The organism is Kitasatospora sp. NPDC018058 (assembly GCF_044327205.1).
GTDB lineage: Bacteria > Actinomycetota > Actinomycetes > Streptomycetales > Streptomycetaceae > Kitasatospora.
In genome coordinates, this window is sequence record NZ_JBIRFA010000008.1 from 42,065 (window position 1) to 65,411 (window position 23,347).

The window sequence follows — 23,347 nt, forward strand, 5'->3', positions numbered from 1 at the left end:
GTGGGCCCGCACAACCCACCCCGGCGCTCTACCCCTGTGTCAGATCGTCATAGGCGATGCCTCAGGGGACGATCGCGTGCGAGATCTGGCAGGCGCTGACCGCGTTCGACCAGGTCGCCTGCATGGCGAACGAGCCGGTCGAGAAGTTCACGTTCTGCGCGCCGCCGGTGCCGCCGGTGCCCTTCCAGGCGCACTTGTCGCCGTTCTCGGCGCCGGAGGAGTCGGTCCAACCGCCGGCCGGGTTCTGGTCGGTGACGGTCTCTGCGTACTCGTGGCCGTACACGATGGTCACGCCGTCCAGCAGGCCCGCGCTGCCGCTGTTGACGTAGTTCTGGCCGCAGGAGGTGCCCATGTCGGTCACGTACGGGTTGTTGCTGAACGACACGTCGCCGTACGGCGAGGTGGCCGCGCCACCGCTCAGCGTGGTGTCGCCGTTCCAGTCGTGCCAGGCGCAGAAGTTGCCGGTGGAGGTGTTGAAGCCGTCCGGGTGGGTCCCGGTCGGCGAGAGCACGATGTACTGCGCGTTGCGGTTGGAGGCCGCCGTGGTGTTGCCGAAGTGCCCGGCGGCCGCGATGGCCTCGGTGGCGATCTGGTTGCCGGTGGCCTGGCCCGGCGCGGCGGCCGAGTTGTCCACCCAGACGCCGGCCAGCGCGCCGCCGGTCGGATAGCCGACGTGCGGGGCGGTCGACGTGCAGGTGGTGGAGCCCTTGGCGACGCCCTCGCAGTACTGGGTCAGGACGCCGGACCAGAGTTCGTTGTTGGTGCCCAGGCCCTTGTACAGCTGCTGCGCGCGGACGGCCTCGCCCGACGGGTCGCCGGACATCGTGGTGTAGCCGTTGGCGTCGGTGCCCGCGGTGCCCCACTGGGAGCCCCAGATGACCACGTAGACCTTCGGAGCGCCGGTGGTGACACCGATGCCGTCGACGCCGCCGCCGAACTTCAGGTTCGACGTACGCTGCGCGGAAGCGGTCTTGGCAGCCTCCTTGGTGGGGACGACGCCGTGCCGGTACGGGTGGCTGTTCCCGGCGAACTCGTTGCTCGGCTGGTCCGCCTGGGCGGCCGGAGCGGCGGCGAAACCGGTGGCGGCCAGCGCCAGCGCGCTGAGCCCGGTCAGGGCCCGGACTCGCGCCCGGCGGGAGGTGGGGGACATGCCCATCGTGAGGGTTCCTCTCTCATGCCGACCGCACACCGGTAGGGCGCGGCGGCACTGTGGGGGACAAATGGGGAGGAGCAACGACGGTGGCCCGGAGTCACTGGCTGTTCGTCATGAACAGTCAGTGAAGTGGGGATGGGGGACCGGTTCACTGCCGACGGCCGGAAGCAAAGCACCGCCGCCGAAACCGGGTCAACGACGGCGACAGTAAGACGAGCCCCAAGGAAACACCCGCTGAACGTATCGAAAGTCAAAAGGCCGCAGCTGGCGGGCCGTTGACACGCGTAGCGAAGCCATATCTCAACAGTTGAGGGGAGCGTTTACACCGTATTCGTCCCCCCGAGTCCTCCCCGCGACCTGCACCGGACGATCACAACCACCCCTTCCCGGCCCCCGAGCCGGTGCCCTACCTTGTCCGCACACCCGTCCAGGTGCACCCCTGGTCCAGCAAGCCGCCCCCCGGCGGCCGGACCCTGACCATGCCGGCCGAGGCCGCCGCCCTCCTGAGCCCTGAGCCGAGCGGACCGCCCCCTACTGCTCCTCGATCTCCGCGATCCGCATGATCCGCCCGTGTGAGTCGAGCACCACGTCGTAGGCGTTGCCGTAGCAGGCGTACGGGTCGGCCGGGTCGCGGTCGGCGAGGCAGTCGTTGAGGTGGGTGACCAGTTCGTCCAGCTGGACGGGCTTCGCCGCGTCCTCGTGCGGGCGGTCGACCAGCGTCGCGGTCACGCCGGACGCCGCGAAGCCGTAGTGGACGGGCGTGCCGGTGGCCTCGTAGTGGGGCGGGTCGCAGGTGTAGCGGGCGGGCTGGGCGGTGAGGTCGCCCGGGTCGGCGGAGACGATGATCAACACCTGGTGGCCGGGCGGCCGGCCGGGCGCCGGGCACGGGTCGCTGGGGGCGGGGGCGGCGACGGTGCTCGCGACCGGGGAGTCGGCGGCCGCGTCGTCGACGAGGTCGTCATCGTCGTCCAGCAGGTCGTCGGCCCCGTCGTCGGCGAGGGCCGCGGCGGAGGAGGCCGCGGCCACTGTCGGGCGGGAGTCGGCGGGGGTGCAGCCGGTGAGGCAGGCCAGCGCGGTGCCGGTCAACGCGGCGGCGGCGAGGAGGATGCGGGGCACGGCCATGGCACAAGTCTCCCCGGGCGGCGGCGATGATCTGCACTCGGGTATACGACCGGCGCGCGGTGAACGGTTCCCGCCCCCGCCGGACGTGCGGATCCGGCGGGGGCGGGAAGTCTCGGGGAGGCGGCGCGGCCGACGACCGGGAAGGCCTCAGGCCGCGACCGGCCGCTGTGCCTCGTACGCCTCGCGCACCCGCGCCCGGGCCTTCGGGTCCCCGCCCAGGTGGTCGAGCCCGAGCAGCGCCGCGCCCAGGACGGGCGGCGCGACGACCACCCGCGGCTCGGCGAGCGGCGCGGCCTCGGCCAGACGGGCCGTGAGGTTGTCGAGCAGCAGCGGCTGTCGGGAGGCGAGCACCCCGCCGCCGAGCACCACCGGGGTGGGCGCGTCCAGCAGGTCCAGCCGTCTCAGCGCGACGACGGCCAGCCGGACGATCTCGTCCGCCTGCCGGTCGATCAGCTCCAGGGCGGTGGCGTCCCCCTCGCCCGCGACCGCGAACAGCAGCCGGACGATCTCGTGCAGCCGGGTGCTCGGCAGGTGCCCCAGGTGGACGGCCTCGGCGACGGCCCCGGCGCTGGGCAGGCCGAAGTGCTCGGCGATGGCCCGGGCCAGCGCGGTCGGCCCGCCGCGCCCGTCCTCCGAGCGGACGGCGTGCCACATGCTGGTGATGGCGAGCCCGAAGCCGCCGCCCCAGTCGCCGGTGAGCTCGCCGAGGGCGGGGAAGCGGGCGGTGCGCCCGTCCGGCAGCAGGCCGACGCAGTTGATCCCGGCGCCGCAGACCACGGCGACCCCGCGCGGGCCGTCGGTGCCGGCCCGCAGCAGGCCGAAGGTGTCGTTGACGACGGTGTTGCTGGCGCCCCAGGGGTGCGATTCGAGGGCGGTGCGCAGTGCCTCCTCCTCGACCGGGAGGTCGGCGTTGGCCAGGCAGGCGCTGACGTGGCTGGTGAGCAGGCCGTGCCAGGAGAGGTGGCCGGCCGCCGCGGCGGCCTCCTCGACCAGCGGGGCGAGGCCGGCGACGGCTGCGGCGCCGCCGATCTTCTGGGGTGCGAAGCCGCCGCCGCGGGCGGTGCCCAGGACGGTGCCGTCGGCGCCGATCAGGGCGACGTCGGTCTTGGAGTTGCCCGCGTCGATGGCGAGTACGCCGGGCAGGAGTGGTTCGGGCTGGTGGGTCATCAGGTCCCCGCGGGTCGTACGTGGCCCGGCCGTGAGCCCCGGCCGGGGTGCCCCGGCCGTAGACCCCGGCCGGGGATGGTCGGTCTCCTCGCGGTGCCCGGCCCGCGATCCGTGACGATCCGTGGCGGGCCGGGCACCGGCCCGATCAGGCCCAGGCGAGGTGCTCGCGGTTGTGGGCGAGCAGCCGGTCCGTGAGCCGGTCGGCGAGTTCGATCTGGCCGACCAGCGGGTGGGCGAGCAGGGCGTCGAAGACCCGGCCACGGCCGCCGCGCAGGGCGGCGTCGAGCGCGAGGTGCTCGTACGAGGTGACGGCGGCGATCAGCCCGGCGAACAGCGGCTCGACGGGCCGCCGTGGCAACGGCCGCACGCCGTCGGCGTCCACCTCGGCCGGGACCTCGATGACGGCGTCGTTCGGCAGGAACGGCAGCACGCCGTCGTTGCGGGTGTTCACCACCTGCACGGAGGTCCCGCCGCCGGTGCCCAGCAGCGAGCCGATGAGCTGGACGGCCGCCTCCGAGTAGAACGCCCCGCCGCGCTTGCCGAGCAGCTCGGGCTTGGTGTCCAGACCGGGGTCGGCGTACAGCTCCAGTAGCTGCCGCTCGATCTCGGCGACCTGCGCGGCCCGCGAGCCCTGCGCCGTGAGCTCCTCGACCACCGCGTCGTGCTGGTAGAAGTACCGCAGGTAGTACGAGGGCACCACGCCGAGCCGCTGCACGAAGGCCTGCGGCAGGTGGAGGTCGTCCGCGATCTCCTTGCCGAAGTCCCGCAGCAGTGCGGGCAGCACCTCCCGCCCGGTGGCGGAACCGGGCGCGTCGAGCAGGGTGACCCCGCGCTCCCAGGTCAGGTGGTTGAGCCCGACGTGGTCCAGCCGGACCAGCTCCGGGTCCACCCCCAGGTGCGCGGCGAACGTGCGCTGGAAGCCGACCGCGACGTTGCACAGCCCGACGGCCTTGTGGCCGGCGTTCTGCAGGGCCCGGGTGACGATGCCGACCGGGTTGGTGAAGTCGACGATCCAGGCGTCCGGGTTGGTGCGGCGGACCTGCTCGGCGATGTCCAGCACGACCGGGACGGTGCGCAGCGCCTTGGCGAGCCCGCCCGCGCCGGTGGTCTCCTGGCCGACGCAGCCGCACTCCAGCGGCCAGGTCTCGTCCCGGTCGCGCGCCGCCTGCCCGCCGACCCGCAGCTGGAGCAGGACGGCGTCGGCGTCCGCGACCCCCGCCGTCAGGTCCGTCGTCACGGTGACGACCGCGTCGTGCCCCTGCTTGGCGAAGATCCGCCGGGCGAGGGCGCCGATCAGCTCCAGCCGCTCGGCGGCCGGGTCGATCAGCACCAGCTCGCCGATCGGCAGGGTGTCGCGCAGCCGGGCGAAGCCGTCGATCAGCTCCGGGGTGTACGTCGAGCCGCCGCCGACGACGGCCAGCTTGAGCGAGGGACTGCCGGACGTGAGTGTGGCGGACATCAGCCCTTGACCCCTGTCAGTGTCACGCCTTCGATGAAGGCCTTCTGTGCGAAGAAGAAGAGGACGATCACCGGTGCCATCACCAGCAGGGTGGCGGCCATGGTGAGGTTCCAGTTGGTGTGGTGGGCGGCCTTGAACGACTCCAGGCCGTAACTGAGCGTCCAGGCCTGGTGGTTGTCGCTGGCGTAGATCTGCGGGCCGAAGTAGTCGTTCCAGCAGTAGAAGAACTGGAACAGGGCGACGGCGGCGATGGCCGGCCTGGCCATCGGCAGGACCACCCGCAGCAGGGTGCGCAGGTCGCCGCAGCCGTCGATCCGGGCGGCCTCGACGTACTCCTTGGGGATGGTCATCAGGAACTGGCGCAGCAGGAAGATCGAGAACGCGTCGCCGAAGGCCATCGGGATGATCAGCGGCCAGAGCGAGCCGCCCATGCCCATCTGCTTGGCCCAGAACAGGTACATCGGGATGACGGTGACCTGCGGCGGCAGCATCATCATCGCGATGACCGCCATCAGTGCCAGATTGCGGCCGCGGAAGCGGAACTTGGCGAGCGCGTAGGCGACCGGCAGGCTGGAGACGACGGTCAGCAGGGTGCCGGCGCCGGCGTACACCAGGGTGTTGCGCCACCAGGTGAGGAAGCCGGGGGTGTCCCACACCTTGCCGTAGTTGCCCCACTCCCAGTGGGTGGGCCAGTAGTCGGTGGTGAGCGCCTGCCGGTCGTCCATCACCGAGGTGAGGAAGACGAAGACGAAGGGCAGCAGGAAGAACAGCGCGGCTGCGACGGCCAGCGAGTGCACGGCCACCCAGTTGAGCGCCGCGCGGCGCCGGGCCGCCCGGGCGGCGGGGCCGCCGGCCCGGGCAGCGCCGGACGGGGAGGGTGCCTCGGTGAGCGTGGAGCTGAGAGTCATGGTGGGGTCCTCAGGGGGCCGCTAGTCGTCGCTCGCCATGAAGCCGGAGCGGCGGCGGAGCAGGATCGAGGTGACGGCCATCGAGATGGCGAACAGCACCAGGGCGACGACGCAGGCCGCGCCGTAGTCGAAGCGCTGGAAGCCGAGGTTGTAGACCATCTGCGGCAGGGTCCAGGTGGAGCCCTGCGGGAAGCCCGGCTCGAACTGCTGGCCGGAGTTGCCCGCGATGCCGCTGGCGACCTTCCCGGCGACGATCGCCTGGGTGTAGTACTGCATGGTCTGGATGACCCCGGTGACCACCGCGAACATGATGATCGGCGAGATGTTCGGCAGCGTGACGTAGCGGAACCTCTGGAACGGGCCGGCGCCGTCGAGCTCGGCCGCCTCGTACTGTTCCTTGGGGACGTCCAGCAGCGAGGCCATGAAGATGACCATCAGGTCTCCGACGCCCCACATGGCGAGCACGGTGAGCGCCGGCTTGGACCAGTCCGGGTCGGCGAACCAGCCGGGTTGCGGCAGGCCGAGCTCGCCGAGCAGGTGGTCGAGCGGCCCGGTGCCCGGGTTGAGCAGGAAGGCGAAGGCGACGGTGGCGGCCACCGGCGGGGCCAGGTAGGGCAGGTAGAAGACCGTCCGGAAGAAGCCGACGCCGGTCTTGATCTTGGTGATCAGCAGCCCGACGCCGAGGCCGAAGGCGACCCGCAGGGTCACCATGACGACGACCAGCCACAGGGTGTTGCGCAGGCCCTGCCAGAAGGTCGGCAGCTCGTTGAAGACGTAGTCCCAGTTCTTGAGCCCGTTGAGTTCGGGTGCGCCGAAGCCGTTGTACCGGGTGAAGGAGAAGTAGACGGTCGAGATCAGCGGGTAGGCGAAGAAGACGCTGAAGCCGATCAGCCAGGGTGAGAGGAAGGCGAGGACGCGGGCCGCCTCCCGACGGCGCTTCCGGCGCAGCAGGTGCTGCGTGGAGGACGCCGCCGGGTCGGCCGGTCCAGTGCCCTCGGGCGCGCCGCCCTCGGGGGCGCTTCCCTTGCGGGTGCCGAACGCGATGGACATGGGAGCTCCGTGGACCGTGCCCGCCGCTCACTTGGCCTGGGCGATGTCGGTGTCGATCTGCTTGGCCGTGGCGGCCAGGCCGGCCTTCAGGTCGGTCTGCTTGCCGGACTCGTAGTCGTAGCCGAGGTTCTGCAGCGTGGAGATGTAGCCGCTGCCGTTGACGGCCGCCGGGGTGGTGCTCGAATGGGCGTTCTTGGCGACGTCCAGGAAGGTCTTGAAGTTCGGGTCGACCACCAGCTTCGGCGAGTCGAGCGCGTCGAAGGTGCTGGGCACGTTGTGGATCGCGTTGGCGAAGCCGACCACCGCGTCGGTGTCGGTGGTGAGGTACTTGACCAGCTCCCAGGCCGCGGCCTGCTTCTTGCTGGTGCCGGCGATGCCGACGATGGTGCCGGTCTGGTAGCCGCGGCCGTAGGTGTCGGCCTGATCGTCCGGGACGGGGAACGGCGCGGTGGCCCAGTCGAAGTCGGGCTTGCTCTCGGCGAGTGAGGCGGTGCGCCACTCACCGTCGACGGCCATCGCGACCTGGCCGGTGTGGAACGGGTTCTTGGCGCTGAACTCCTCGCCGAAGGTGGCGCGGTACTTCTCCAGCTTGGCGTAGCCGCCGAGCTGGTCGACCAGCCCCTTCTGCCAGTCGAGCATCGCGGCGACCTTCGGATCGGTGGCGATGGTGGACTTGCCGTCGGCGCCGAAGTAGGCGGCGCCGTACTGGCCGAGGAAGTGCTCGGTGGTGGACTCGTAGCCGTGGTACAGCGGCATGAAGCCGAGCTGCTTGTACGAGTCGCCGTCGGCGATGGTCAACTTCTTGGCGTCGGCGGCGAACTCGCTGAAGGTCCTGGGCGCAGCGGTGATGCCGGCCGCGGCGAAGGCCTTCTTGTTGTAGTACAGGCCGTAGGCGTCGCCGAGCAGCGGCAGTGAGCACTGGTCGCCCTGGAACCGCGTGTAGTCGAGCATCGTGGCCGGGAAGGTCTTGGCCGCGTCGATGCCGCTCTTCTGCAGCAGGGGCTTGAGGTCGATGAAGGCCTTGGTCGAGCAGAACATGCCGACGTTGTTGGTGGTGAAGGAGGACGCCACGTCCGGCGCGTCGTCGCCGCCGACCCGCAGGGCCTGGTTGAGCTTGTCGTCCGCGATGTTGCCCACGGTCTTGACGTGGATGGTGGGGTGGGTCTTCTCGAACGCGGCGATGGTGTCGTCGATCGCCTTGGTCTCGTTGTCCTGGCTCCAGCCGTGCCAGAAGGTGATGGTGACGTCCTTGCCGCCGGCCGAGTCATCGGTGCCGCCCGCGTCGTCGGAGCCGGTGCAGGCGGTGGCGAGCAGGGCCAGCACGGCGCTGCCGGCGACGACGGCGATCGTCCGGCGGCCTCTGCGGGAGGTGGTGGCGTGCACTTCGGGGTCCTCCTGGGGGTGCGCGGGCAGGCGTCATCGCCTCGGGTCCCGCGTAGGGGGTCGGGGAGAGGTGGCGCAGGTGGGAGCGTCGGGTGGCAGGGGGAGCGTCAGTGGGTGGAGAAGACCGCCTCGCGGGCGTCGGCGAGGGCGCGTTGCAGGGCACCGAGCAGGACGGGTGAGCCGGGCAGGGCACTGCTGCGGACTTCCGGCCGGGCGAGGCAGATCCGGGCCAGCTCGTCCTCGACGCGCGCGCGCAGGCGTTCCCCGCCGGCGCTCGGCACCGCGCCGGAGAGGACCACCAGCCGGGGGTCGACCACGGCGACGATCACGGCCAGTCCGACGGCGAGCCGCCCGGCCAGCTCGGTGAGGAAGGTGTCGCCGGCACCCGGGGTGGCCAGGGCCTTGGCGATCGACTCCTCCGCGCTGGGCGCGCCGAGGCCGTGCTCACGGGCCAGTGCCCGGACGGCGGGTGCGCCGACCAGGGCCTGGAAGCCGCCGAACTTGCGCCGGCGGGCGTCCCACTCGACCGGCGAGCCGGGCACCGGCATGTAGCCGACCTCCCCGGCGCCGCCGGTGAAGCCGCGGTGCAGCCGCCCGGCGATCACGATCGCGGCGCCGGTGCCCGCCCCGGCCCAGAGCAGGACGAAGTCCTCGAAGCCGGCCGCCGCGCCGGAGGCCTGCTCGGCGACGGCGGCCAGGTTCACGTCGTTCTCGATCGACACCGGCGCGCCGATCGCCTCGGAGAGCTCCTCGACCAGCCGCGGCGAGTGCCAGCCCGGCAGGTGGGAGGCGTAGCGCAGCTTGCCGGTGACCGGGTCGGGGGCGCCGCCGACGCCGATCGCGACGGTGCGCAGGCTCCCCTCGGGCAGCCCGGCGGCCCGGACGGCCTCGGCGACGGCGGCGGCGACCGTGGCGACGGTCTCGGCGGCCGGGACGCCCCTGGTCGACACGGCGTGCTCGGTCAGCGTGGTGCCGGTGATGTCGGCGACGGCGACCCGGACCCCGCTGTTGGTGACGTCCAGCCCGGCGGCGTATCCGGCAGCCGGATTCACCTGGTACAGCTGCGCGTTGGGGCCCGGCCCGCCCTCGGTGGTGCCGACCGGCAGGACCAGCCCGGCCGCCTCCAGGCGGGCCAGCAGCTGGGAGGCGGTGGGCTTGGACAGCCCGGTCAGGGTGCCGATCCGGGTGCGCGAGAGCGGGCCGTTCGCCAGCAGGAGTTCGAGGGCGGCACGGTCGTTGATGGCACGCAGGAGGCTCGGGGTGCCGGCGAGGGGGGCCTTGGCGGTGCTCTTGGTCATGCCCGGAATCCTCCCCTTTCGGCCGACGAACGGGAACTGTTAGGAAACTTTCCAGTCCCTTGAAAAGGACCGTACGGTCCGCCTCGGCGGGGTGTCAATGGCCGGCGCAGCCGAGGATGCCGAAGCGTTACCGGTCGGCCCGCACGAAAAACGGGCGCGGCGGCCTCCTCCGATGAGGAGGCCGCCGCCCCAAGGCCCAGCAGGCCACGTCCTGACATCCGTCGCCGCTTCGGCACGGCCGAAGCGGCGACGGCAGTGTCCGTCCCCTGCGCAGGAAGTCGGCCAGACCGACTCCTTGCGCAGAGGATGGAAGGCTATGGGTCAATCACACTAGCTTTCGCCGTGCCGCCACGATCGTCATCGCGGCGGAACGGAGCGCAATGCAGGGCGATCAGGGAACGGATGAGAATGGTGTCCCGCGTCGTTGGACACTCCCACGCACTCCAATACGAGCAGTGCAGAACCCCCTCGCGCTGCTCCTCCGCCGACAGGCGCGCCAGAGCGCCTGAGCTTCCAGAGCGCCTACGACGAGGGGCTGCCGGCCGTCCGCTACCTCATGCGCGAACTCGAACTCCTGCCTGAGCACTTCTCCCCGCACGGGGTGGAGCTGCTGGCCGACCTGCGTCACCAGACCGACCAGCTGTAGTGCCACGCTGAGTAGAACCGAACGACGGAGGGTCAAGTGCTTGATCACCTCATCACTCACGACGACAGCCTGCGGATGGTCCCCACCGACCGGAACAAGCTGACCGCCGCGATCGGCCAACTCCACGAGGAACTGCGGGCCTTGCCCGAGGGAAGGGACCCCGCGCGTGCTCGGGTCCTGACCAGGTGGATCGGCATCGGCCAGATGTGCCTGGGCAACCACGAGGAGGCCCGTGCGATTCTCCGGCAGTCGCTCGACCTCGCCGCAGCGATTGGCAACACCCGGGCCGTCGTCGCCACCGGGCTCAACCTCGGCGACGCGCACCGCTACGCCGGTGACGTGCGGACTGCGGACGCGCTCTACCGCAGTGCCCTGAACACCGCGCGAAACCAGCACCCGGAACTGGTTGACTTTGCGCTTCAGCACACCGGAAAGCACCTCATGGAGCGCGGCGACCTTGCGGATGCCCGGGCCCATCTCCAAGAAGCGCTGCGGCTGCGGATCGCCAAGGAGGACGCCGGGCTGGTCGAGTCCACGCAGGCCGCACTCGTCCGGGTGGAGATGCTGATCGGCCAGGCCGACGCATCGGCGGCAGGCGGCGCGGTGCCGCGCCAGTGGAGCGGTCAGTGGACCTCATGGCTCCAGTCCCGCACCACGGCCCGGACGCCGGCCCGGTGGGCAGAGGATTTCCCCAACCTCCGGGACGCTGTGCGCGGGCTCACCGCACACCAGCGCGTGTACCCGCGCCATCTGCGTGATCAGTCGTTCCCCGCTGAGCTGATCGCCGCTATGGCGGAGGAGTCCGAGAAAGCCGTCGCCGCTGACGGATACCTCCACAACGGCAAGTGGAACGCGGCCGTCGGCGACGCCGCGAACCGCTTCGCCGCACAGATCGATCTCGCCGCAGTCGTAGCACGGTCCACTGGCCTGGAAGTCGAGCAGCCGCACACCGGCGTTTACATCGACTACGAGGAGGGGCAGTTCCTCGACTTCCACGTGGACGAGTCCGGCTTCGGTGAGGCCAACCTGATCCTCTGCCTCAAGCACGAGCGCCCCACCGGCCAGTCCGGGGTCAGCACCACCGTCTTCATCAACGCCGACGGCTATCTCGAATGCGATCTCGGCGTGGGTGACTGTGTCGTATTCGACGGCGCGCTCACGCCGCACGGCCGGACGCCGCTCAGTCCCGGAGAGAGCGTCACCCTCATCAGCTTCGGCTTCCGCGCGCGTGATCAGGCTCTGCGCATGCTCACGAACCTCCCGCCGGTCCCTCGGTAGGGAAGGTGTATTCAGCCGATCTGATACCCCCGTCCTGCCGCCTGCCGCCTGCCGCCTGCCGCCTGCCGCCTGCCGCCTGTCGGGACCGGGCCGGGCGTCAGGGCTTCGTCAGGTCGTCCGTCGGCGGCTTCGGCAGCGGGATCGGCTCGGCCGCCCGGTACCGCGGCGAGGTCGGGTCGGACAGTGCCGACGGCGGCGAGGGCTCGGCGGCGGCGATCGCCACCCCGGCGGCCACCGCCGTGGCCTCCTCCTTGACCTTGATCCCGGCCAGGTCGAAGGCCGACTTCAGCCGCTGGCGCAGCGCCCGGGAGACCACCGACGCCTTGCCCGGGGCCGTCCGGGCCTCGACCCGCACCATCACCGAGTCCGCCGCCACCGACTCCACGCCCAGGATCGACACGGGCGCCCAGACCAACTCGTCGTACGGCGTCTCCTTGGCCAGCGACTCGGCCGTCTCCAGGATCAGGTCCTCGACCCGCTGCAGGTCCTCCTTGTACCCGACCTGCACGTCCACCGAGGCGGTCGCCCAGCCCTGGCTCATGTTGGCGATCCGCTTCACCTCGCCGTTGCGGATGTACCAGATCTCGCCGTTCGCCCCGCGCAGCTTGGTCACCCGCAGCCCGACCTCCAGCACCGTGCCGGTGGCCACCCCGGTGTCGACGTCGTCGCCGACGCCGTACTGGTCCTCCATGATCATGAAGACCCCGGAGAGGAAGTCCGTCACCAGGTTGCGGGCGCCGAAACCGATCGCCACACCGGCCACACCGGCACTCGCCAGCAGTGGCGCCAGGTTCACCCCGAGCGCGGAGAGCACCATCAGCGCCGCCGTGCCCAGGATGCTGAACGAGGCCACGCTGCGCAGCACCGAGCCGATCGCCTCCGACCGCTGCTGGCGCCGCTCCGGGTTCACCACCCCGTGGTTGGCCAGCAGCCCGCCGAGCCGGCTCTCCTCCCGGTGCTCGTGGCTGCGCGCCATCCGCGCGATCAGCTGGGTGATCAGCTTGTTCACCACGGTCCGCAGGACCATCGCCAGCACGACGATGAAGACGATCCGCAGACCGCCCGCCAGCCAGCTCTGCCAGTGGGTGTCGAACCAGCTGGCCGCCTGCTTGGTGGTGTCGGTGACCTCCTGCGTGCTGGTGGGGATGCGCAGGTCCAGTTGCGGCAGCGCCGGCGCGGTGGGGGAGGGGGCCGGCGTCGGGGTGGAGAGCGTCGAGGACGCGTCGGTCAGACCGGTGGCGCCGGAGCGGAACACGTGCGGGACCTTCCTTGCTGGGGGCGTGACGGGACCGCGCCGCCGCAAGCGGCCCGCGGACCGTACGTCTTAGCCTATCCGTTACCGAACACCCGCCCCGACACGCCGAAGGGCGTACGCACCATCCCGGACGCCCCGTCAACGCCCCGGTGCGCTCCCCCCGCGCACCGACCGCGCGCCACCCGGAACGGCGCCCGAACGGCCGAGACGCCGCCGCCGGACGGCCCACGGCGCTGCTCCGACCGGCCGAGCCGTCCCCCCGGGCGGGAGACGGGCCGGGCCTCGGCGGCACCGGGGCGCAACCCAACCTTCCCCAGGGCATGCCGGGTATGACAGAGACCACACCCGGAGTTCGCGTCAGGTCCGTTACACAGGAGTGGTGGCGCCGTACGAAGGCGTAAGGCGACACTGGGGGAGATCGCGCACTCGTTGTGCGATCCAACCGCTCGTCCCGGCGCGAGCCACGCGCCGCAGGCGTCCAAGGAGGCATCCGTGCCGCATGTCCTGGTCCTCAACGCGTCCTACGAGCCACTCGGCGTCGTATCGATGCGCCGCGCACTCATCCTGGTCCTCAACCACAAGGCGGTCAGCCTGGAGGAATCGGGAGTCACTCTGCACAGCGCCACCAGCGCCCTTCCGGCGCCGTCCGTCGTCCGACTGACCCGCTTCGTCCGGGTCCCCTTCTGCGGGCCCGTCCCGCTCACCCGCCGGGCGCTGTTCGCCCGGGACCACGGTCGCTGCGTCTACTGCGGGGCCGCCGCCACCAGCGTCGACCACGTCATCCCGCGCAGCCGGGGTGGCCAGCACCGGTGGGACAACGTGGTGGCAGCCTGCCGCCGCTGCAACCACACCAAGGCCGACCGCCACCTCACCGAACTCGGCTGGCGGATGAAGCGCCCGCCTGCACCGCCCAGCGGCCTCGCCTGGCGGATCATCGGCACCGGGATCAAGGACCCGCGCTGGCGGCCCTACCTGGAGCCGTACGGCGGCGGCGACCAGTTGCGCGCCCCACAGTGGGGCGAGTACGAACACCACGACCATACCGAGCCGAACCACTCCGTCCCGATCGGCCGGGCGCACGGCGCCCACCCCGCCCCCGTCCGCCGCGGCGAGCAGCCCGAACCGCTCTCCGCCTGACCGAAGCTCCACAAGGGCCCGCCCGTCACAACGTCGGTACGCGCCTCATGGGCCGCCGCGCCCCCCGCACCGGGGAGCCCGGCGGCCCGCCGCGTTCCGGCGCCCCTTTTCGGGCCCGGCGGCCTCCTACTGCTTCGGAGGCGCCGCCGGCGTCGTCGTGGGCGTGGCGCCCGGCTGGCCCGGGTTCGGCTGGCCCGGGTTCGGCTGGCCCGGCTGGGCCGGCGGGGTGGTCGACGGCGGCTGCTGCGGGGTGACCGGAGCGGTGACGGCGTACAGCTCGATGCCGTACAGCGAGTAGCCGAACTTGGTGGCCCGCGCCACGCCCTGCATCCGGACGAACCGGACGCCCGAGGCGTCGAAGCGCACCGTCTCGTCCCCGCCCTTGCCGTTGTCCACCGTCGCCGCGTCCGTCCAGGTGCTGCCGTCCGGCGACACCTGGATCTTGTACGAGGAGGCGTACGCGGACTGCCAGTGCAGCACCGCCGCGCCCAGGTGGACGGTCTGCGGCAGCTCCAGCTGCACCCAGGCGTCGTCCTTGGCCGGCGAGGACCAGCGGGTCTTCGGGTCTCCGTCGGAGACCGCCGAGGCCGGGAAGGCCGGCGTCTCGTCGCCCGAGGAGGTGGCCTTCGCGCCCACCGCCAGGTCCGGCCCGGAGGTCGGCGGCACCACGTGCACCTGCAGCACCTGCTTCACGGTGGTGCCGCCCGCCACGTACGACACCGGCACCTGGTACGTCCCGGACGGCGTCCCCGGCGCGGCGGTGACCAGCAGCGGCACGCCCACCCGACCGCCGCGCGGCACGGTCACCGAGCCGGCCGGGGTCACGGTCAGGCCCTTGGCGGTGGCCGGCACCTCGGTGCGCAGCTCGCCGGTGGTGCCCTCGGGGCGGCCGGCCTCGACGGTGGCCTGGGTCTTGGTGGGCGAGGCCGCGCCGGTGACCACGTCCAGCGCCGGGTCGGCCAGGCCGAGCCGGGCCGCCGGGACGTCCGCGTACCAGGGGATCACCTGGTTGACCACCGGCGGGTCGCCGCCGGGCTTCCAGGTCAGCCGGAAGGCGTCGGCCAGCTGCCCGCCGGCCGGCAGCTCGTTGTAGCCGGGCTGCACGGTGCCGATGTCGGTCCAGGTGCCGTCGGCGCGGCGCACCGCGACGGTGGCGGTGGCGTGCACGGTCGGGTCGGTCAGCACGGTCAGCCGGTCCAGCGGACGGGCGCTGCCGAGCTCGACGGTCAGCGGCTGGTCCTGCGCGGTGGGCGGGTTGGCGGCGCGGTACGCGGTGTCCGGGTTGCCGTCCAGTACGGCCGCGGCCGAGGAGCCGGGCAGCGCGGCGGGCCCGCCGGAGACGCTGGCCGGGGCGTCGTCGGGGGCGGTGACGGTGAACTCGCGCACCGCGACGGCGGTCTTCTGCGCGGCCGTGGCCCGCAGCCGCACCGCCCGTACCACCGTGCCGGGCGGCAGCTGGGCGCTGACCGTCTTCTGGTTCTTCACCACGGCGAGCTGTTGCCAGCCGCCCTCGCCGGTGCTGTACTCCAGCACGCCGTCGCGGATGTAGTCGTCCACGGCGGTCTGCGCGTCCGGGCCGTTGCCCCAGCCGCCCATCAGCACGGTGACGCCGCTGATCGGCCGGCCTGCGCCCAGGTCCACGCCGACCGAGTCGCCGGGCTGCGGGGGAGCGGAGCTCCAGTAGAAGGTGTCGGCCTGGCCGTCGGTCATCAGCGCGGGCAGGTGGTCGTGCGCGGTGCCCATGGTGGTGGTCGGGGTGACCCCGCCGCTGACCACGCCGGACCAGTTGTCGGCGGCGCGCACCGCGCGGTCCAGGAACGGGTCGAGCACCCCCGGGCCGATGGTCGCCGGGGACTGGGAGAGCTGGGCGCGCAGCCGGTTGAGCTGCACCCGGGCCTTCCAGGCCGCCCCGCCGTCGCCGCCCTTCTGGGCCAGCAGCATGTCCAGCGCGGCCTGCCCGGCCAGCCCGTAGTCGTGCAGCGGGCCCAGCCAGGGCCCGGCCTCGGCGGCCAGCTGGGCGGTGGCCTGGGTGCCGGAGAGGGTCTGCTGGGCGGTGGCCATCGCGGAGAAGGCGTCCCGCAGCGGGGCCGCGGCCTCGATCAGCTTGGCGAGGTCCGGGGTGGCGCCGGAGGTGGGCTCGGCGGCCGCCCAGAACCGGTCCAGCAGCGGCGCCAGGTAGCCGGATTCCTGCTTGGACAGCGGCGAGGAGGTGCTGTTGCCGGCCAGCGCGGTCACCGCGGACAGCGCCGACCCGGCGGGCGTGGCGCCGGCGCCGGTCGGCCCGGCCAGCGAGCGCACCGCGGCCTGCCAGGAGTCGTCGGGCTTGTAGCCGGTCGGGTTCCAGGCGAAGTCGCCGGCCGTGGCGAGCGCTATCCGGGAGGCCACCGGCTGCTGCATCGCGCCGGTCAGCAGCACCGCCGAGCGGGTGGCCACCTCCGGGTCGCGGCCGGTGTAGGCGCCGAGGAAGAGCCGGTCCGGGCTGGCGTCGTTGACCGGGTAGTTGTCCATGGTGACCAGCGGGTGCCCGTACAGGCTGCCGGTGTCGGAGGTCTGGGCACCGGTGATCTTCTCCGGGATCACCCCGCCGCCGCTCCAGGCCACCTGCACACCGCTCGGCAGCGCGTCGGCCAGCGCCTTGCGGTACGGAGTGGTGCCCTGCTTGTGGTACTCGGTCGGCACGATGGACAGCGGCGCCAGGCCCGGGTTCTTGGCGATCAGCCGGTCCTGCACCTTCTTGACCAGCGCGGCCTGCGCCTTGGCGGCAGCGGCCGGACCGCTGCCGTAGGCGTCGTGGTCGTCGTCGCAGTGCCACTCGTCGTAGCTGACGTCCAGGAACTGCAGCTGGAAGGCGGTGAAGCCGAGCTTGCGCAGCCCGTCCAGCTTCGCGACCAGCGCGTTGACGTCCCCGTCGGAGCTGAAGCAGAGCGACTGCCCCGGGTCGATCGCGTAGCCGAGGGTGACGTGGTTCTGCCGGGCCCGGTCGCCCAGCTCGCGCAGATCCGACTGCTGGGCGGCCGGGTAGGCGTCGCGCCAGCGGGACAGCCGGAACGGGTCGTCACCGGGGGCGTACAGGTAGAAGTTCTGCTTGGAGCGGCCCAGGAAGTCGACCTGGTCGAGCCGCTGCTGGGCGCTCCACGGGGTGCCGTAGAACGCCTCCGCGGTGCCGCGCACCGCCGCCCCGCTCGGCCAGTCCCGCAGCGTGATCCCGGGCAGGCCGAGCCCGGCCGCGCCCGGCGCCTGGCCCTGCCCGGCCGGTACGGCGGCGAGCAGCTGGCGCAGGCTCTGCGCGGCGTAGAAGGTGCCGGCCGGGTCCACGCCCGCCAGCACCACCGCGCCGTACGTCCCGCCGCCCTGGGCGGGCAGCTGACCCGCCGACAGTACGTAGCCGCCGGCCGTCATGCCGTCGGTCGAGGGCCCGGAGCCGTCCTTGGCGCCGGCCGCGGCGGCCAGCTGGCGCAGCGTCCGGTCCACCTCGCCCCCGGCGTCCTCGGCGGCCCCGCCGACGTACACCACCAGCGAGCCGGCGGCCGGCGTCCCGCCGTCCGGCTGCGGGGTCACCGCGGTGGCCCCGGCGACGGCCAGCACCTCGCGCACGGCGTCCACCGCGCCCCGGTCCACCTTGGGCGCGGGCACCAGCGTCACGGCGGCCGGCACCGTGACGGCCTTGCCCGCCACGGTCTGTTCCTGCGGGTGCGGGAACACCTGCGGGTTCGTCACGCTGCCCAGCGGAGTCTGCGGCGCGGTGCTCACCACGTCCGGTCCGGGCGTCGCCGCGTACGCCGCCGACGGCATCGGCCCGGCCAACAGCCCGCCGACCACCGCCGCGGCCGCGACCCCGGCCGCGATCTGCATCGCCCGCCGCCCCGGCCGCCCCGCCGCACGTTCCGCCCGCACCGATGCCAACAGCGGCTCCGTCCCCTTCAGATCGGCGATCAGCCGGTCCGCGGTCCTCGGCGCCAGCTGGCGACACGTCCGTGCGGTGGCCCGCCGCGCACTCAGCGCGGCCGGATGCTGCAGCACCTCCCGCAGCGCCGGACTCTGCTCCAACTGCTGCCGCAGCCGCCGCCCGGCCACAACGGACACACGGGCTTGCACAGGAGCCTCCTCGAACAGGCCTGGACCACAACGCGAGCAACCCCACCAGCTACCCAACCCGGTGTCAACGTCGGGGACGGCTATGCCGACTTTGCCCGGTTTCATCCCCCTGTTCCACACGTGTCGCGCAGCGTCATCAGGTCGTCACCCGGGTAGGACTTGGGGAGTCCTGACCGGGCGTCGCCGAGACATCGCAGGAGCCGCGAGTGGCCGCTTACCACGACAGTGACGGAGCCGACGGGCTGAAGGTGCCGCCGCAGGACGCACCGCCTCCGCCGGCGGAGCTGGTGGCGCTGGCACAGGCGTACGGGGTGGACACCCGGCACCCCGGGCCGGGTGGGCAGACGGTGGGGACGCGGACGCTGGTGGCGGTGCTGGGGGCGTTGGGGGTGTCGGCCGGGTCGCCCGAGGAGGTGCGGGAGGCGTTGGAGCGTCACCGGGCCGACCAGCAGAGCCGGTTGCTGCCGCCGTGCGTGGTGGTCCGGCAGGGGCGGCGCACCGCGCTGGACGTGCCGGCCGACGCCCGGCTGCGGGTGGAGCTTGAGGGCGGGGGCAGTTGGGAGCTGCCGTGCGGCCACTCCCACTGGCTGCCGGCGGACCTGCCGCTCGGGCGGCACACGCTCAAGGCGGAGACCGACGGCAGTGCAGCAGCGGCGCCGCTGATCGTCGCGCCGCAGAAGCTGCCCCAACTTCCCGGCCGCAGCTGGGGTTTCCTCGCCCAGCTGTACTCCGTCCTGTCCGAACGCTCCTGGGGCATGGGCGACCTCGGCGACCTCGCCGAGCTCGCCCAGTGGGCGGGGGCCGGACTCGGCGCGGGCTTCGTGCAGATCAACCCGCTGCACCAGGCGCTGCCCGGCGCCCCGGGTGTGCCCACCGACCCGTCGCCGTACCGCCCGTCCTCCCGCCGCTTCGCCGACCCGGTGCACCTGCGGATCGAGGCGGTCCCCGAGTACGCGTACCTGAACGCCGAACAGCGGGCGCAGACCGACGACCTGGTCCGGCGCGCCGCGCGGCTGCGCGACGAGGTGCTCGTCCACGACGGCCTGATCGACCGGGACGCCGTCTGGGCGCTCAAGCGCGAGGCGCTGGAGCTGCTGCACGAGGTGCCGTGCGGCCCCGGCGGTCAGGCCGCGTACGAGGCGTACCGGCGGCGTGAGGGCGAGTGGCTGCGTCGGCACGCGCTCTGGAACGCCCTGGCCGAGGTGCACGGCCCCGACTGGCACCACTGGCCGAAGGGCCTGCGCCACCCGGACGGCCCACAGGTCGAGCAGGCCGCCAAGGAGCTCACCGAGCGGGTCGAGTTCCACCGCTGGCTGGCCTGGCAGGTCGACCGGCAGCTCGCCCACGCCCAGCGCAGTGCCCGCGAGGCGGGCATGCCGGTCGGCCTGATCCACGACCTGGCGGTCGGCGTCCACCCCGACGGCGCGGACGCCTGGGCACTGCAGGACGTGCTGGCCGGCGGCATCTCGGTCGGCGCCCCACCGGACGCCTTCAACGCCCACGGCCAGGACTGGGGTCTGCCGCCCTGGCGTCCGGACGCGCTGGCCGCGGCCGGCTACGCCCCGTACGCGGAACTCCTGCGAGCGACGACGAGGCACGCCGGGGCCGTGCGGATCGACCACGTGATGGGCCTGTTCCGCCTCTGGTGGGTCCCGCAGGGCCACCCGCCCACCGAGGGCGCGTACGTGCGCTACGACGCCGAGGCGATGCTCGGCGTGCTGGCCCTGGAGGCGCACCGGGCCGGGACGGCGGTGATCGGCGAGGACCTGGGCACGGTCGAGCCGGGCGTGCGGGAGGAACTGGCGGCGCGCGGCATCCTGGGCACCTCCGTGCTCTGGTTCGAGCGGGACTGGGACGCGGCCGGGCGGATCCTCGCCCCGGACCGCTGGCGGCCCGGCTGCCTGGCCACCCTCACCACCCACGACCTACCGAGCACCGCGGCCCGGCTCTCCGGCGAGCACGTCGAGCTGCGGCACCGGCTCGGCCTGCTGGCCCGGCCGCTGGGGGAGGAGCAGGAGGAGGCCGCGACGGAGCTGGCGCACTGGCGGGCCGAACTGACCCGGCTGGGGCTGCTCACCCCGGGCGAGCCGCTGTCGATGCCGGTGCTGTACCGGTTCCTGCGGGCGACCCCGGCGGAGCTGGTCGGTGTCTGGCTGCCGGACCTGGTCGGCGACCCGCGCCCGCAGAACCTGCCCGGCACCTGGGACCAGTACCCGAACTGGCGCCTCCCGGTCGCCGACGGCGCCGGTGGCCCGGTCACCCTCGACCGCCTCGCCACCGTCCCGGCCGCCCGCCTCCTGGCCCACCTCCTCGCCCCGCCCAGCCCGCAGAACCCGCCCCGGTGACCCGAGCGGGGCCCCCGAATCGGAAGGCCGACCCCGACGCGCGCCCTCCCATAAGCGGCGGGTAAGTTGGAAACGTGGACAAGAGGAACGCTTTGCGAGCCGGCGCGGTCTCCGCAACGGTCACGCTGATGATGCTGCTGTCGTCGCCCGCCATGGCCCTCACCAGGGACGACGGCGACGACCCGGGGGCCGGCCTGAGCGTCGGCCAGACCCTCGGCCTGTACGTGCTGCTGCCGATCGTCGCCTTCGTCGTCATCGCGGCCCTGGCGGGCATGCCGTGGGGCAAGAAGAAGAAGTAGCCGTCGCGTCCCTCCGGACCCAGCGTCCACCAGGACCCGTACAACCCCGAAGGGGCGCCGGACGATCCCGTCCGGCGCCCCTTCAGGCGTTACCGACGCCCGGTCAGCAGGCCCCCGCCGCCCGGTCCACGGCCTGGGCCTTGAGCGCGCGCTCGATCCCGGCCCGCGCCTCGACCACCTGGCGCCGCAGCGCCGGGGCCGGCTCGGCCCCGGTCAGCCAGGCGTCCGTGGCCGACAGCGTCTCGGCCGACACCTGCAGCGAGGGGTACAGCCCGCCGATGATCTGCTGCGAGATCTCGTGGCTGCGGGTCTCCCAGATGCCCTTGACCGCCGCGAAGTACTTCACCGCGTACGGCGCCAGCAGCTCGCGCTGGTCCGACTGCTGGAAGCCGGCGATCACGGCCTCCTGGACGTAGTTGGTCAGCTTGTCCGACTCCACCACCGACGCCCAGGCCTCGGCCTTGGCCTCGGCGGTCGGCCGGGCCGCGCGGCAGGTGGCCGCGTGCTCCTGGCCGGCCGCGGTGTTGTCCCGCTCCAGCTCGGCCGCGATCAGGGCCTCGTCCGCCCGGCCGGTGGCCGACAGCCGGGTCAGCAGCGTCCAGCGCAGCTCGGTGTCCACCGCCAGGCCCTTGATCTCCACCGAGCCGTCCAGCAGCCCGGCCAGCAGCGCGAGCTGCCCGTCGGTGCGGGCGACGGAGGACAGGGTGCGGGCCCAGGCCAGCTGGTGGTCGCTGCCGGGCTCGGCGGCGCGCAGGTGCTCCTCGGCGGCGGCGGCCCAGCGGGCGAGGCCCTGCTCGCGCCAGTCCGGGTCGGCGTAGGCGTCCAGGGCCAGCTTGACCTGGCGGTGCACGGACTGCACCACGCCGATGTCGCTCTCGCGCCCGATGCCGGACAGCGCCAGCGACAGGTAGTCGCGGGTGGCCAGCTCGCCGTCGCGGGTCATGTCCCAGGCGGAGGCCCAGCACAGCGCGCGCGGCAGCGACTCGGTGAAGCCGCCGAGGTGCTCGGTGACCACGGCCATCGAGTCCTCGTCCAGCCGGATCTTGGCGTACGAGAGGTCGTCGTCGTTGAGCAGCACCACGGCCGGCCGGTGACGCCCGACCAGCTCCGGCACCTCGGTGCGCGGGCCGTCGACGTCCAGCTCGATCCGGTCGGTGCGCACCAGCGCGCCGTCCGCCAGCTCGTACAGGCCGACGGCGATCCGGTGGGGCCGCAGCACGGCCTCGCCCTTGGCGCCGGCCGGCAGTGCGGGGGCCTCCTGCAGGACGGCGAAGGACTCGATCTCACCGTCCGTGTTCAGCGTGATGGACGGCCGCAGCACGTTGATGCCGGCGGTCTCCAGCCAGGCCTTGGACCAGGCCTTGAGGTCGCGGCCGCTGGCCTCCTCCAGGGCGCCGAGCAGGTCGCTGAGCCGGGTGTTGCCCCAGGCGTGGCGCTTGAAGTACGCCTGCACGCCCTGGAAGAAGGCGTCCTGGCCGACGTACGCCACCAGCTGCTTGAGCACCGAGGCGCCCTTGGCGTAGGTGATGCCGTCGAAGTTGACCTGGACGTCCTCCAGGTCGTTGATCTCCGCCATGATCGGGTGGGTGGACGGCAGTTGGTCCTGCCGGTAGGCCCAGGTCTTCATCTGGTTGGCGAAGGTGGTCCAGGAGTGCGGCCACCGGGAGCCGGGCGCCTCGGCCTGGCAGACGGCCTCGGCGAAGGTGGCGAAGGACTCGTTCAGCCAGAGGTCGTTCCACCACTCCATGGTGACGAGGTCGCCGAACCACATGTGGGCGAGCTCGTGCAGGATCGTCGCGGCGCGCGCCTCGTACGCGGCGTCGGTGACCTTGGAGCGGAACACGTACTGGTCGCGGAAGGTGACGGCGCCCGCGTTCTCCATCGCGCCGGCGTTGAACTCCGGGACGAAGAGCTGGTCGTACTTGGCGAAGGGGTACGGGTAGTCGAACTTCTCCTGGAAGTAGTCGAAACCCTGCCGGGTGACCTTGAAGATCGCCTCGGCGTCCAGGAATTCGCGCAGCGACGGACGGCAGTACACGCCCAGCGGCACGCGCTGCTCGCCGTTCTCGTAGACGTCGAAGACGCCCACGTACGGGCCGGCGATGAGTGCGGTGATGTAGGTGGAGATCCGGCCGGTGGGCTCGAACTTCCAGACCCGGGTGTCCCCTTCGCCGACCGGCTCCGGGGTGGGCGCGTTGGAGACCACGACCCAGCCCGCGGGGGCGGTCACGGTGAACGCGAACGTGGCCTTCAGGTCCGGCTGTTCGAAGCTGGCGAAGACCCGGCGGGCGTCCGGCACCTCGAACTGGGTGTACAGGTAGGTCTCGCCGTCGACCGGGTCGACGAACCGGTGCAGGCCCTCACCGGTGTTGGTGTAGGCGCAGTCGGCGACCACGCGCAGCTCGTTCTCGGCGGCCAGGTTCGGCAGCGGGATGCGGCTGTCCGCGAAGCTGGCCGGGTCGAGCGGGGCGCCGTTGAGGGTGATCTCCTCGACGCGCGGGGCGACGAGGTCGATGAAGCTGTCCGCGCCGGGCGTCGCGGCGGTGAACCGGACCACGGTGGTGGACCGGAAGGTGCCACCCTCGCGGGCCGAGCCGAGGTCGAGTTCGATGTCGTACGCGTCCACCCGGAGGAGGTCGGCCCGGGCGCGGGCCTCCTCGCGGGTCAGGTTGGTGCCGGGCACTCGCTGCACTCCTTTGTCAGGCTGATGGACCGAATCCTCGCATGCCCAACGGTCGAGCCCCCCGGAAAA

The 23,347-nt window shown here is 72.7% G+C and carries 16 protein-coding genes; 5 read left to right on the top strand and 11 right to left on the bottom strand.

From position 1 onward, the window contains the following. Nucleotides 1-61: 61 nt before the first annotated feature. The 8 genes from ACH4E7_RS13200 to ACH4E7_RS13235 form a co-directional block, all read right to left on the bottom strand. Complete coding sequence (locus tag ACH4E7_RS13200) at nucleotides 62-1,156, bottom strand: hypothetical protein (protein ID WP_396249148.1); 1,095 nt, start codon at nucleotides 1,154-1,156, stop codon at nucleotides 62-64. Nucleotides 1,157-1,684: 528 nt separating this feature from the next. After that, complete coding sequence (locus tag ACH4E7_RS13205; protein ID WP_396249149.1) at nucleotides 1,685-2,275, bottom strand: hypothetical protein; 591 nt, start codon at nucleotides 2,273-2,275, stop codon at nucleotides 1,685-1,687. A 147-nt stretch (nucleotides 2,276-2,422) separates the two neighbouring features. Beyond that, nucleotides 2,423-3,442: an N-acetylglucosamine kinase gene (locus tag ACH4E7_RS13210; protein ID WP_396249150.1), complete on the bottom strand. Its 1,020-nt coding sequence runs from the start codon at nucleotides 3,440-3,442 to the stop codon at nucleotides 2,423-2,425. 145 nt (nucleotides 3,443-3,587) lie between these two features. Continuing rightward, a complete protein-coding gene (locus ACH4E7_RS13215) occupies nucleotides 3,588-4,901 on the bottom strand; it encodes a 6-phospho-beta-glucosidase (RefSeq protein WP_396249151.1) in 1,314 nt (437 codons plus the stop codon). Continuing rightward, nucleotides 4,901-5,809: a carbohydrate ABC transporter permease gene (locus ACH4E7_RS13220; protein ID WP_396249152.1), complete on the bottom strand. Its 909-nt coding sequence runs from the start codon at nucleotides 5,807-5,809 to the stop codon at nucleotides 4,901-4,903. The genes ACH4E7_RS13215 and ACH4E7_RS13220 overlap by 1 nt, the downstream gene beginning before the upstream one ends. 21 nt (nucleotides 5,810-5,830) lie before the next feature. After that, on the bottom strand, nucleotides 5,831-6,859 hold the full coding sequence (locus ACH4E7_RS13225) for a carbohydrate ABC transporter permease (protein ID WP_396249153.1): 1,029 nt from the start codon (nucleotides 6,857-6,859) through the stop codon (nucleotides 5,831-5,833). Nucleotides 6,860-6,886: 27 nt separating this feature from the next. Continuing rightward, complete coding sequence (locus tag ACH4E7_RS13230; RefSeq protein WP_396249154.1) at nucleotides 6,887-8,242, bottom strand: extracellular solute-binding protein; 1,356 nt, start codon at nucleotides 8,240-8,242, stop codon at nucleotides 6,887-6,889. A gap of 107 nt (nucleotides 8,243-8,349) precedes the next feature. After that, entirely contained in the window at nucleotides 8,350-9,540 is a 1,191-nt protein-coding gene (locus tag ACH4E7_RS13235) for an ROK family transcriptional regulator (protein ID WP_396249155.1), read from the bottom strand. Nucleotides 9,541-9,964: 424 nt separating this feature from the next. On the opposite strand from ACH4E7_RS13235, the gene ACH4E7_RS13240 reads away from it, so the two are divergent. Then, nucleotides 9,965-10,186, top strand: coding sequence for a hypothetical protein (locus tag ACH4E7_RS13240; protein WP_396249156.1), 222 nt, complete (start codon nucleotides 9,965-9,967; stop codon nucleotides 10,184-10,186). A gap of 36 nt (nucleotides 10,187-10,222) precedes the next feature. Beyond that, on the top strand, nucleotides 10,223-11,464 hold the full coding sequence (locus tag ACH4E7_RS13245) for a tetratricopeptide repeat protein (protein ID WP_396249157.1): 1,242 nt from the start codon (nucleotides 10,223-10,225) through the stop codon (nucleotides 11,462-11,464). 97 nt (nucleotides 11,465-11,561) lie between these two features. Here ACH4E7_RS13245 and ACH4E7_RS13250 read toward each other — a convergent pair whose 3' ends face one another. Then, the gene (locus ACH4E7_RS13250; RefSeq protein ID WP_396249158.1) at nucleotides 11,562-12,719 is read right to left on the bottom strand and encodes a mechanosensitive ion channel family protein; all 1,158 of its coding nucleotides are present in this window, start codon (nucleotides 12,717-12,719) and stop codon (nucleotides 11,562-11,564) included. A 492-nt stretch (nucleotides 12,720-13,211) separates the two neighbouring features. On the opposite strand from ACH4E7_RS13250, the gene ACH4E7_RS13255 reads away from it, so the two are divergent. Then, entirely contained in the window at nucleotides 13,212-13,856 is a 645-nt protein-coding gene (locus ACH4E7_RS13255; RefSeq protein ID WP_355671783.1) for an HNH endonuclease, read from the top strand. Between the two features lie 126 nt (nucleotides 13,857-13,982). Here the strand turns inward: ACH4E7_RS13255 and ACH4E7_RS13260 are convergent, their stop codons facing one another. Next, nucleotides 13,983-17,951, bottom strand: coding sequence for a beta-N-acetylglucosaminidase domain-containing protein (locus tag ACH4E7_RS13260; RefSeq protein WP_396249159.1), 3,969 nt, complete (start codon nucleotides 17,949-17,951; stop codon nucleotides 13,983-13,985). A 206-nt stretch (nucleotides 17,952-18,157) separates the two neighbouring features. Between ACH4E7_RS13260 and malQ the strand changes: the two genes are divergently transcribed. Beyond that, complete coding sequence (gene malQ / locus ACH4E7_RS13265; protein WP_396249160.1) at nucleotides 18,158-20,296, top strand: 4-alpha-glucanotransferase; 2,139 nt, start codon at nucleotides 18,158-18,160, stop codon at nucleotides 20,294-20,296. A gap of 74 nt (nucleotides 20,297-20,370) precedes the next feature. Continuing rightward, a complete protein-coding gene (locus ACH4E7_RS13270) occupies nucleotides 20,371-20,595 on the top strand; it encodes a hypothetical protein (RefSeq protein ID WP_396249161.1) in 225 nt (74 codons plus the stop codon). Nucleotides 20,596-20,698: 103 nt separating this feature from the next. On the opposite strand, the gene pepN is transcribed toward ACH4E7_RS13270, so the two are convergent. Next, nucleotides 20,699-23,278 carry an aminopeptidase N gene (gene pepN / locus ACH4E7_RS13275; protein WP_396249162.1) on the bottom strand — a complete coding sequence of 860 codons (2,580 nt, stop codon included), beginning with the start codon at nucleotides 23,276-23,278 and terminating at the stop codon, nucleotides 20,699-20,701. Between the last annotated feature and the right edge of the window lie 69 nt (nucleotides 23,279-23,347).

Bases quoted from the DNA above. Each gene is read 5' to 3' on its own strand.
- ACH4E7_RS13200 (WP_396249148.1), bottom strand. From the start codon at position 1,156: ATGGGCATGTCCCCCACCTCCCGCCGGGCGCGAGTCCGGGCCCTGACC.
- ACH4E7_RS13210 (WP_396249150.1), bottom strand. From the start codon at position 3,442: ATGACCCACCAGCCCGAACCACTCCTGCCCGGCGTACTCGCCATCGAC.
- ACH4E7_RS13220 (WP_396249152.1), bottom strand. From the start codon at position 5,809: ATGACTCTCAGCTCCACGCTCACCGAGGCACCCTCCCCGTCCGGCGCT.
- ACH4E7_RS13235 (WP_396249155.1), bottom strand. From the start codon at position 9,540: ATGACCAAGAGCACCGCCAAGGCCCCCCTCGCCGGCACCCCGAGCCTC.
- ACH4E7_RS13225 (WP_396249153.1), bottom strand. From the start codon at position 6,859: ATGTCCATCGCGTTCGGCACCCGCAAGGGAAGCGCCCCCGAGGGCGGC.
- ACH4E7_RS13215 (WP_396249151.1), bottom strand. From the start codon at position 4,901: ATGTCCGCCACACTCACGTCCGGCAGTCCCTCGCTCAAGCTGGCCGTC.
- ACH4E7_RS13205 (WP_396249149.1), bottom strand. From the start codon at position 2,275: ATGGCCGTGCCCCGCATCCTCCTCGCCGCCGCCGCGTTGACCGGCACC.